This is a genomic window from Pseudofulvibacter geojedonensis (assembly GCF_042675745.1).
GTDB classification, from domain to species: Bacteria; Bacteroidota; Bacteroidia; order Flavobacteriales; family Flavobacteriaceae; genus Pseudofulvibacter; species Pseudofulvibacter geojedonensis.
On record NZ_JBHTJM010000008.1, the window covers coordinates 47,613 to 59,486 of the forward strand.

10 protein-coding genes are annotated in these 11,874 nt (G+C 31.0%); all 10 read left to right on the top strand.

Annotated features, from left to right (window positions below; translation table 11 throughout):
* The first annotated feature begins 45 nt into the window (after positions 1-45).
* The 10 genes from ACFQ1O_RS07380 (at position 46) to ACFQ1O_RS07425 (ending at position 11,841) form a co-directional block, all read left to right on the top strand.
* The gene (locus ACFQ1O_RS07380) at positions 46-3,747 is read left to right on the top strand and encodes an efflux RND transporter permease subunit (protein WP_377715745.1); all 3,702 of its coding nucleotides are present in this window, start codon (positions 46-48) and stop codon (positions 3,745-3,747) included.
* A gap of 1 nt (position 3,748) precedes the next feature.
* Entirely contained in the window at positions 3,749-4,966 is a 1,218-nt protein-coding gene (locus tag ACFQ1O_RS07385) for a TolC family protein (protein WP_377714928.1), read from the top strand.
* Positions 4,967-4,968: 2 nt separating this feature from the next.
* A complete protein-coding gene (locus tag ACFQ1O_RS07390; RefSeq protein WP_377714930.1) occupies positions 4,969-5,694 on the top strand; it encodes a heavy-metal-associated domain-containing protein in 726 nt (241 codons plus the stop codon).
* A gap of 1 nt (position 5,695) precedes the next feature.
* A complete protein-coding gene (locus ACFQ1O_RS07395) occupies positions 5,696-7,408 on the top strand; it encodes an efflux RND transporter periplasmic adaptor subunit (protein ID WP_377714932.1) in 1,713 nt (570 codons plus the stop codon).
* 14 nt (positions 7,409-7,422) lie between these two features.
* Entirely contained in the window at positions 7,423-7,863 is a 441-nt protein-coding gene (locus ACFQ1O_RS07400; RefSeq protein ID WP_377714934.1) for a heavy-metal-associated domain-containing protein, read from the top strand.
* Positions 7,864-8,103: 240 nt separating this feature from the next.
* Positions 8,104-9,378 carry a tyrosine-type recombinase/integrase gene (locus ACFQ1O_RS07405; protein WP_377714936.1) on the top strand — a complete coding sequence of 425 codons (1,275 nt, stop codon included), beginning with the start codon at positions 8,104-8,106 and terminating at the stop codon, positions 9,376-9,378.
* On the top strand, positions 9,378-10,421 hold the full coding sequence (locus ACFQ1O_RS07410; protein ID WP_377714938.1) for a hypothetical protein: 1,044 nt from the start codon (positions 9,378-9,380) through the stop codon (positions 10,419-10,421). Before ACFQ1O_RS07405 ends, ACFQ1O_RS07410 begins: the two co-directional genes overlap by 1 nt.
* A gap of 81 nt (positions 10,422-10,502) precedes the next feature.
* Positions 10,503-10,778: a helix-turn-helix domain-containing protein gene (locus ACFQ1O_RS07415; protein WP_377714940.1), complete on the top strand. Its 276-nt coding sequence runs from the start codon at positions 10,503-10,505 to the stop codon at positions 10,776-10,778.
* 42 nt (positions 10,779-10,820) lie between these two features.
* A complete protein-coding gene (locus ACFQ1O_RS07420) occupies positions 10,821-11,273 on the top strand; it encodes a hypothetical protein (RefSeq protein ID WP_377714942.1) in 453 nt (150 codons plus the stop codon).
* Between the two features lie 70 nt (positions 11,274-11,343).
* Entirely contained in the window at positions 11,344-11,841 is a 498-nt protein-coding gene (locus ACFQ1O_RS07425; RefSeq protein WP_377714944.1) for a hypothetical protein, read from the top strand.
* The last annotated feature ends 33 nt before the right edge of the window (positions 11,842-11,874 follow it).

Sequence of the window (11,874 nt, forward strand, 5' to 3'; positions counted from 1 at the left end):
TGGTGTTTTTTAACACCTATGTCTAATTGTTTAATTATCAAAACTATGCTAAATAAAAGCATTAAATTTTTAATAGAAAATAAGCTTGTTGCTGTATTGCTTCTTATTCTTTTTATAGGATGGGGAACAGTAAATGCACCTTTTAATTGGGACACTGGGTTCTTACCAACTAATCCTGTTGCTGTAGATGCTATTCCTGATATTGGTGAAAATCAACAAATAGTATTTACAAAATGGGAAGGTCGCTCACCGCAAGATATAGAAGATCAAATTACCTACCCATTAACAACATCTTTATTAGGAATTTCGGGTGTAAAGACCATTCGAAGTTCGTCTATGTTTGGATTTTCAAGTATCTATATCATTTTTGAAGAAGATGTTGATTTCTATTGGAGTCGAAGCCGAATCCTTGAAAAGCTAAACTCATTACCAAGCAATTTATTACCCGAGAATGTTAATCCATCTTTAGGACCAGATGCCACCGGATTAGGGCAAATATTTTGGTATACCTTAGAAGGTAGAGATGAACAAGGAAACGTTACGGGTGGTTGGGATTTGCATGAATTAAGAAGTATTCAAGACTATTACGTAAAGTATGCTTTGTCTTCTGCAAATGGCGTTTCTGAAGTAGCTTCTATTGGTGGATATGTTCAGGAATACCAAGTTGATGTTAACCCAGAGCTAATGCGTCAATACAATATTGGTCTACACAATATTGTAAAGGCTGTTAAAGAAAGTAACAAGGACATTGGAGCGCAAACCATAGAGATTAATCAAGCCGAATATTTGGTAAGAGGTTTGGGGTATATCAAGTCAATTTCAGATATAGAAAATGCTGTAGTAACTTCTGAAGATTTCACGGCTATCAAAATAAAGGACATTGCAAATGTATCACTTGCACCAAAAGCAAGACGTGGTATTTTAGACAAGGAAGGTGCAGAAGTTGTTGGTGGTGTTGTAGTATCGAGATATGGAGCTAACCCTTTGGAAGTCATAAACAATGTAAAAGCTAAGATTAACGATATTAGTGCTGGATTGCCTTCAAAAGAATTCAAAGATGGTACAACATCACAACTTACAATAGTTCCATTCTACGACAGAACAGAACTAATTAAGGAAACATTAGGAACGCTTAATGAAGCATTGACTTTAGAAATTTTAATTACCATTTTGGTAATAATCATAATGGTATTTAATTTACGTGCTTCGGTCTTAATTTCAGGCTTACTTCCTGTAGCTGTGTTAATGGTATTTATAGCTATGAAGTTCTTTGGAGTAGATGCTAATATTGTTGCTCTTTCAGGCATTGCTATAGCCATTGGAACAATGGTAGATGTTGGTGTTATCCTTTCGGAAAACATTATAAGACATTTAGATGACAATGAGGAGAAGTTATCAATTAATACAGTGGTTTACAATGCTACATCAGAAGTTTCAGGTGCAATTATCACAGCAGTTTTAACAACTATCATCAGTTTTTTACCTGTATTTACAATGATTGGTGCCGAAGGAAAACTATTTAGACCATTGGCATTTACAAAAACCTTTGCACTTGTAGCATCTATATTGGTAGCGTTGTTTTTAATTCCACCATTTGCGGCCTATCTATTTAAAAAGAAAAATATTAAACAAAGCTTTAATTATGCTTTAAATGGACTTGTAGTTCTATTAGGAATAACTGCTGTCATTTTTGGTTATTGGCTTGGTATAATTCTAATTGCCTTTGGAGTTACATCCATATTAAAACTTCAGAATACAATAAAAGAACAACAGACCAATCTTATCAATATCATTATTTCAGCTTTAGCTATAGTATTCCTATTGGCTGAATATTGGAGACCTTTAGGTGTCGATAAAAGTATTTTCTTGAACTTGATTTTTGTTGGTATTATTTGTTTTGGATTATTGGGAGTATTTACTGTATTTAGAAAATATTACACGCGTATTTTACATTGGGCTTTAGCTTATAAACTGTTATTCCTATCTATTCCAACAGCTATTGTTATTTGTGGGTTCTTAATAATGAAGAATACAGGCAAGGAATTTATGCCATCATTAAACGAAGGCTCATTTCTTTTAATGCCAACATCATTACCACATTCAGGGGTTGATGAAAATAAGCGTGTTCTTCAACAATTAGATATGGCAGTAGCTAGTATCCCAGAGATTGAAACCGTAGTAGGAAAGGCTGGTCGTGTAGAATCTTCGTTAGATCCAGCACCTTTATCCATGTATGAAAACTTAATTCAGTATAAACCTGAATACATGTTGAATGATAATGGAGAACGCCAACGCTATAAAGTGAATGAGGATGGTTTGTTTGAGTTGAAAAATGGTTCTTTTATAGCAAATCCGAATAACTCCAAAAATGTCACCTTGAGTGGAGTCGAAAGGTCTCGATTAATAGAAGATGATGATGGAGAGTTTTACAGAAATTGGCGACCAGAAATCAAATCAGCAGACGATATATGGCAAGAAATTGTTAGAGTAACCAAATTACCAGGGGTTACTTCAGCACCTAAATTGCAACCAATTGAAACCAGATTGGTAATGCTTCAAACGGGAATGCGTGCACCAATGGGAATTAAAGTGAAAGGGCAAGATTTAAAACAGATTGAAGCTTTTGGGGTTGAGTTAGAAAGCATTTTAAAACAAGTTGAAGGTGTTAAGAAGGAGGCTGTTTTTGCTGATAGAATTGTAGGAAAACCTTATCTATTAATTGATATTGACAGAGATAAGATAGGGCGTTATGGTATTTCAATTCAAGATGTGCAAGATGTCCTAAAGGTAGCTGTTGGTGGTATGGAAATAACACAAACTGTTGAAGGTCGAGAGCGTTATGGTGTTAGAGTACGTTATCCGAGGGAGTTAAGAGCAAATCCAACCGATTTAGAGAACATTTATGTTCCTGTAGCTAAAGGAAGCTTTATTCCTTTAAGTGAATTGGCAACTATAAAATATGAACAAGGCGCACACGTTATTAAAAGTGAAGATACCTTCTTAATTGGGTATGTTCTATTTGATAAGCTGAATGATTATGCTGAGGTAAGTGTTGTTGAAAATGCCCAAGATTTAATACAGTCTAAAATTGATTCAGGTGAATTGGTTGTTCCTAGAGGTATTAACTATCAGTTTACAGGAACGTATGAAAATCAACTTCGAGCAGAAAAGACACTATCTGTAGTTGTACCATTAGCTTTAATGATCATCTTTTTAATCTTGTACTTTCAATTCCGTTCAGTAGCTACTTCATTAATGGTATTTACAGGAATAGCTGTAGCCTTTGCAGGAGGATTTTTAATGATATGGTTATACGGCCAAGATTGGTTCTTGAATATTAACTTCTTTGGTGAGAACCTACGAGATTTATTCCAAATGCACCCAATTAATTTAAGTGTAGCAGTTTGGGTTGGATTTATAGCCTTATTCGGAATTGCTACCGATGATGGTGTTGTTATGGCAACTTATTTAACACAAACATTCGACAGAAATGCACCCAAAACAAAACAAGAAGTCAGAGCATCGGTTGTTGAAGCAGGTACAAAACGAATTCGTCCTTGTTTAATGACCACGGCAACAACCATATTAGCATTATTACCAGTTTTGACATCATCAGGAAGAGGAAGTGATATAATGATACCAATGGCAATTCCAAGTTTTGGAGGTATGTTAATTGCATTAATCACACTGTTTGTTGTGCCTGTTTTGTACAGCTGGAAACAAGAATTAAAACTTAAAAAGAATTAAGATGAAAAAGTTATTAATATTCCTTTTTGTAGTCTCAATATTTAATATATCTAAAGCTCAACAATTAAGTGATGTAATTGAAGAAGCATTATTGAGTAATCCTAAGATACAAGCTTTTGAATTAAAGTATCAAGTAGCAAAAGAAAAGGTTAACGAAGCTAATACTTTACCTAATACGCAATTAGGAGTTGGATATTTTGCTAGTGAACCTGAAACGAGAACAGGAGCGCAACGATTTAAAATTTCAATAAAGCAAATGTTGCCTTCTTTTGGGGTAATATCAGCACGAGAAAATTATATTAATTCATTGGCAGATGCTGTTTATGAAGACGTAACTTTAGAAAAAAGAAAACTGATTGTATCTGTATCTCAATCTTATTATAACCTATATACAATAACAGAAAAGCAAGCTATTTTAAATGATAACATTAAACTGCTTAAAACTTATGAAGAATTAGCATTGACTTCAGTTGAAGTTGATAAAGCTTCCGCTGTTGATGTGTTAAGATTGCAAATGAGACAGAATGAATTAGAACAGTTAAAACAGGTTTTAGAGCAAAATTATTTGGCAGAACTAACAACATTTAACAAGCTACTTAATAGAGATAAAACCACAGAAGTAATAATTACAAATAAATTAGATATCCCTTTAGAGAGTGAATTGATTAATTCAGATAATCTGGCTTTACATCCTGAGTTATTAAAATACGATAAGCTATACATCTCAGTAGAACAATCCGAATTGTTAAATCAGAAAGAAAGTAACCCAATGTTAGGTTTTGGCTTGGATTATATAGCTGTTTCAGAACGTCCAAATATGGATTTTAGTGACAATGGAAAGGATATTCTTATGCCTATGTTAAGTGTTTCTATACCAATTTTTAATAATAAGTATAAATCTATTTCAAAACAAAATGAGTTAAAGCAACAGAAGATTTTAGTTCAAAAGGAAAGCAGATTAAACAAACTAGAAACTTTACTTGACAAAGCAATTAAAAACAGTAATTCGGCAAGAATAAGTTATAATACACAAACTAAAAATTTGAAACAGGCAAAAGATGCTGAAAGCATTTTAGTGAAAAGCTATGAGACTGGAACCATTGATTTTAATGATGTTTTAGATGTTCAAGAGCTACAATTAAAATTTCAAATGAACCAAATCGACTCAGTAAAGAAGTATTATTTACAGAGAACCATTATTAATTACTTAACTAAATAGTTATGAAGCATACTTATAAAATAGTTGGAATGACTTGTGGTAATTGTAAAGCCACAATAGAGAAAAAAATAAGTGAATTGCAAGATGTTGAAAATGTTGAAGTTGATTTCGAAAAAGGAGAAGTAAGCATTTCGATGAGTAAACATATTGATATAATAGAATTGCAAAAGATATTACCATCAAAATACAGTATTTCTGAAAAAAAGTTCGTTACAACAAACACATCAAGTTTGGAAATTCAACAAGAAAAAAGCAAGTTAGGACAGCTTAAACCACTTTTGTTAATTATTTTTTATATAACATCGGCAAGTATACTGCTACATTTTAAAAATTGGAGTTGGAGCGATTTTATGATCGACTTTATGGGCTTGTTCTACATAGTTTTTAGTTTTTTTAAAATGCTAGATTTAAAAGGGTTCCCAGAGTCTTTTAGAATGTATGACCCCTTAGCAAAACAAGTCCCAGTTTATGGGTGGATTTACCCATTTATTGAGACAGCTTTAGGTTTAATGTTTTTAATGCGATTTGAAGTTAAAATCGCTCTAATAATTACACTTGTGGTATTAGGAATAACAACTATTGGTGTTATTAAAACACTATTAGATAAAAAATCTATTAGATGTGCTTGCTTGGGTACAGCCTTAAAACTTCCTATGACTGAAGCTACGTTTATAGAGAATGCCATTATGATAATTATGGCAATATTAATGTTATTAAATACACTTTAATATGAAAAAATATATAATTTATATCGGAATACTAATTGTTGGATTGCTCTTAGGTTGGTTGTTGTTTGGTGAATCATCTAACATTAAAAATGAGCATAATCATTCTGAAAAGGTATCAGAAAATCAGATGTGGACTTGTTCTATGCATCCACAAATTATGCAGCCAGAAGCTGGAGATTGCCCAATATGTGGTATGGATTTAATACCTGTCGAGGCCGGTGCAGGTGGTTTAAAACCTAATGAGTTTAAATTGACTAAAAACGCAATGGCTTTAGCTAATATCCAAACTTCTATAGTAGGAAATGTCCCTTTGGAGGGTAATACCATCAAACTATCAGGAAAGATAAAGGAAAATCAAAATACGAATGTAGTACAAGCAAGTTATTTTTCAGGTCGAATAGAACGTTTAAATATTAGTTCTGTAGGTGAAGAGGTTAGAAAGGGACAGTTATTAGCTACTATCTATTCGCCTGAATTGTTTTCAGCACAACAAGAATTAATTACAGCTTCTTCATTAAAAGATTCACAGCCTGCATTGTACAAAGCTGTTCGTAATAAATTGAAATTATGGAAAATTTCAGATCGTCAAATTAATCAGATAGAATCATCAGGTAAAGTAATGCAAAACTTTCCTATTTATGCCACCGTTTCGGGTACTGTATCTGAAAAATTAGTTGACCAAGGTGATTATGTGAAACAGGGACAGACTTTATTAAGAATAGCTAACTTACATACTGTTTGGGCATTGTTCGATGTTTATGAAAATCAAATTGAATTATTTAAAAAGGGGCAAAATATTACAATAACTACTAATGCTTATCCATACAAAGAGTTAAAGGGTAAGGTAGATTTTATAGACCCAATATTAAGTCAACAGACGAGGACTGCTAATCTTAGAGTAGTTTTAAATAATGAAAAAGGTGAATTAAAGGCAGGAATGTTTGTTGAAGGGATTCTAGAGAAGACAGTTTCTACATCAGAATCAAAAATAATAATACCATCATCATCTGTAATGTGGACAGGTAAACGTTCTGTAGTGTATTTAAAAACAAACCCAAAAGAACCCGTTTTTGAAATGCAAGTTGTAAAACTAGGATTGCAATTAGGAGATAAATATGAGGTTATAGAAGGGCTTAAAAATGGTGATGAGATAGTAAGCAATGGTACATTTACTGTAGATGCGTCTGCTCAGCTACAAGGTAAAAAATCTATGATGAATCAGAGTAATGATAGTAATGTATCAGAAGGGCAAGAAAATACTATTGAAATAGATTTTGATTCCGATGTACAAAAATCATTTAATGGAGTTATAGACTCTTATATAGAACTTAAAGATGCATTAATTAAATCGGATGTTTTGTTAGCATCATCTAAGAGTGAAGCATTTAGAAAGCAATTAGAAAAAATACCTGTAGAGTTAAGAGATAAAACACATAACTATTGGTTTTTATTACACAGTGCATCTAAAGAGATAAATAAAAAAGCGGATTTAGAATGGCAACGAAAAGAATTCAATATCATTTCAGATAAACTGATTGATATAGTTAAGAATATTGATGAGCTTAACGATAAGCTGTACATTCAGTTTTGTCCAATGGCAAATAATGATAAAGGAGCTTACTGGTTGAGTAAAGAAGAGCAAATACTTAATCCGTATTTTGGTGATATGATGCTGAAATGTGGAGAAGTAAAACAAGTAATAGAAAAACAATAATTAAATTTTAAACAATGAAAAAAGTGATTTTAAGTCTATCAATGATAGCAATGATTGGATTAACAGGATGTAATAATCAAGAAAAAAAACAAACAGAAAATGCAGCAATAGAAAACTCTAAAGAATTAGTAATAAAGGATGTTTCTTTTGGAGTTAGAGGAAATTGTGGTATGTGTAAAAATACTATAGAAAAAGCAGCAAATAGTGTTGATGGGGTTACTAGTGCAAATTGGGATGGAAACAAAAAGAAAATAGATGTGTCTTTTGATGAGTCTAAAACAAATTTAATGGCTATTCATAATGCTATTGCAGCTTCAGGTTACGATACAGAAAAAGTAGCTGGAAGTAAAGAAGCTTATAAAAACCTACCTGGTTGTTGTCAATACGATCATAGTATGAAAATGAATCAGTCTGGAGAAAATAAGTCAGATAATCATTCAGGTCATAATCATTAAAAGATATAGAATAATCAACTACATTATCGATCAAAAATAAAAAAGCCCAGTGATTACTGGGCTTTTTCGTTTATTAAGCGGAGAAAGAGGTATTTGAACCTTTTGTCTTTTGATATAGTTAATTTTATTAAAACCCTTAATTGTCAATAAGTTGTTAAAAATCTTAATATCTTTTCATATCGTAATATGATATTAAAACATAACTTTACTGTCAACGATTCTGTCAACTGATAAAAAGTTATGAGAAGTACATTTAATCTTAAAGAACCCAAGAAAGACAAGGAAACATTAATCTTGTTTTCTTCATATTTTAAAAATGAAGGGCGCAAATTTGTTTACTCTACTGGTGAATCTATTCATCCAAATGATTGGGATTTTGAAAATAAGCAACCAAAGAACCTCAACGGTAGAACTGAAAAAGCTAATAAACAAAGAGGGATAAAAAGACAGTTAGATAGATATTCAAACTTTTTTTCAGATACTATCCAAAATTATAAATTGGCTAATCGAGAAATTATAATATCAGATGTTAAGGATGATTTTGATATTGAATTTAAGCGAACTAAATCTATATCAAGTAAATTTTTTGAGGTTTATGATATATTCTTAACAGAAAAGAAAAATGATTATACAGAAGGCGCTAATTCACAAACAACTATAAAAAGATATGAGTATAATAAAAAGTTATTGAGTGAATTTCAAACTCATCGAAAGAAGAAGCTACATTTTAATCAAGTTAACAAAGCGTTTTATAATTCATTTATCGACTTTTGTGTAAATCAAAAGAGTCATTCTGTTAATACACTTAGGAGAAATGTAGGTCTCTTCAAGACCTTTTTATATTGGGCTTTAGAAAATGGGCATACATATAAAACAGATTTTCAAAAATTTAAAGCTCCTAAAGCGCAACAAACAGATGAAATAGCATTAAGCTTAGTTCAAGTTCAAGAAGTGTTTGAGTTTGATTTGAGTAATAATGAACGATTAGAAAAAGTAAGAGATTTATTTGTTTTTGGTTGTGCAACAGGTATGCGTTACGGTAATTACTCAAAAGTAGCAAAAAAAGATATTCAGAATGGTATTATAAAGGTTCGTGATGAAAAGAATAATGATAAGTCCTTAGAAGTTCCTCTTAATGATTTTTCTAGCTATATACTTAAAAAATATGAATATAAGCTGCCTAAGCTATCAAATCAGAAGTTTAATGATTATATCAAAGAAGTATTTGAATTAATGGGATATGATGAGAATATCAAGAAGACTATTAAAATTGGTAAAGACCTAATAGAACAAATCAATCCAATGTATGAGCGTATTTCGTCACATACGGCAAGAAGAAGCTTTATTACAATAATGAAAAACAAAAAAATCCCTGACAAAGTGATAATGAGTTATACGGGGCATAAAAGTTTGGAGGTGTTTAATAAGTACTATAAACCAAATAATGATGATAGAAAAGGTTTTATGCAGACAGTTTGGAGATTAGAAGATGTTCCATTGAAAAAAGCTAAGTAATGAAAAATAAGAGAATTGGCTGCGAAATAAATATTCCTGAGGATTCAAAAGTGGTTTATATACCAATGTCCGAAGAGATGAATGAATACTTCAAAACCCAGAACGAAAAAAACTATATATTCTATCTGAAGAAATTTATTGGTGGAGAAAAAAACTATGAAATTGCTTTTGATGCGGTCAAAGATTGTATGAAAAAAGCTTTGCCTAAAGACAGAAAAGAAAAATGCAAGTTTTGTTTGGGGTTTAGTGATGATAAAGGTGATAAATTATGTGAAAAGTATAATGCCCAAATGATGTTTACATATTTTGTTGCAGGTAATGAGTTCTTAAGAATAGTATTTAGAAATAAGTTTTTATTAACAAATAAAGTTGTTTTACAGAAGTTAACTATAAACTTTTTTGATTGTTTACATTTTATTGAAGGTCAAGGAAAAATGTATTTTGATTTAGATAAAATGTGTCGCTATTGTCTTCATGCAGGTTTTTTATCATTATCTGAAATGTTTGCTAAATCTTCTGACCTTAATAATATAAGAGTTATAAATAATACTTTGAATGAAATAGATAGTGGTATAATTGAGAATAAAGTTTTACAAAAGGAAGATGATAATTATTTAGAGCTTCAAAAAGAGTTTTTTGATAGTAAACTTTGTTATTATAAAAACAAGCTTTTTATTGAAGAAAAAGAAGATAAGAGTGAAATCAGTAGCGGTAATAGTAAAAAAGAAAGAAGAGTGTCAATTCCTCAATATGCTTTATATTATTATTACCTTCAGCAAAGTGGTGATTTTGGTTTTTTTGAAAATCATCCAGAAGGTAAAGTAAATGCTATTAAAGAGTTAATTGAAAAAGAAGAGTTGAAAACAACACCTAAATATTTCCAAAAAGTATATAATAAAATAGCTCATTACAAAACAAATAGAGTTGCAAGAAATCAAATTTCTAATATAGATTTTGTTATAAATGTAATGCTTAAAGATTTTGATGAAGCTAAAAAAATAGCCATTCAAGAATTAAAAGAAGCTAAAACAAAGAATAGGTAACTATAAATAGGTAACCGTTACTTTATGGTTACCTTGCCTTTCCTAAAATAGGTTTGTAACAAATAATAAAAGAGATTTGTTATGAGCAATCCATTTGAGACAATTAATGAAAGGTTGTCAAACATAGAAAACCTACTGTTAGAAATTAAAAATAAACCAGTAGAAGAAGAAAAATCAGAAAATCTTACCGTAAAAGAAACAGCAGAAATTTTAAAGGTCTCTGAGCAATCTGTACACAACTACATTAAAAGAGGCTTTTTATCAGCTCAAAAAGTTGGTAGAATACTTCTTATAAAAAGACAAGATTTAGAGAATGCTTTAGCTGAGGTTAAGTCACTTAAATATAAAAGGGCTTAACCTCTTTTTGTTGGGATCTAAAAACCTCAAAAAAATGGTAGTATGTATACATTAGCAGAAAGTGGGACAAACATAGTAGGACAAAATCACGTGATTGTCAATGGGGAAGGCTCAGACTTAAGCAAAGTAGAAGCATTAAAAGGTAGAGCAAAACGAAAGACGATTACACAAATTATGATGCTTAAATTAATAGAAATAGCTCAAGAAAATGGAGAGACAGAATTAGAAAAATCCTATTGGAATACATATTACTGTCAACAGAACATATTTACAGCAGATGGTCGCTTATATGGAAAGTATTGTAAAAATCGTTTCTGTACTCTTTGTTGTAGTATTCGTAAGGCTGAGTTGATAAACAAATATTATCCTGTAATTAAAAACTGGGAAGAACCTTATTTTGTTACACTCACAGTTAAGGCTTGTAAAGCAGATAAATTAAAATTATACATAAAAAAGTTTATACAGGGCTTTAAAAAGAATTACAGAAAAACATAGAAAAAGATACCAAAGAGGTAAGGGGAAGTTACTTATAGGGGTTCGGTCATTAGAGTGTAATTTCAATCCCGTGAAAAAAACATATAACCCACATTTCCATATTATCACAAAAGACAGATATACTGCAGAGGTTTTGCTTCAGGAATGGCTTAAATTATGGACTACAAAGTTTACTAACAGAAAAGGACAAAACATCCAAAAAGTAACAAATTTAGAAAGCGGATTAATTGAAATAATTAAATATGGGAGTAAAATTTTTACAGAACCCGATTTGAAGAAAAGAGATAAAGAAACCTCAACAGCTTGTATATACATAAAAGCTTTAGACACTATTCTAACAGCTATGAAAGGAAAACGAATATTTGATAGGTTTGGGTTTAACTTATCCAAAGAAACTAATTTAGAAAAAAGTAACCCTAAATTACTATTTGACTATAAAGAATGGGAATATAATCTTAAAACATCCGATTGGGTAAATGTTATGACTGGTGAGTGTTTAAGTGGATATAATACACCACCACATTTATTCGCTTTGCTTGAAAATAATATTGATATTGAAACAGAATAATAATAGTAGATTAAAAAATGTTATGGAAAAAAA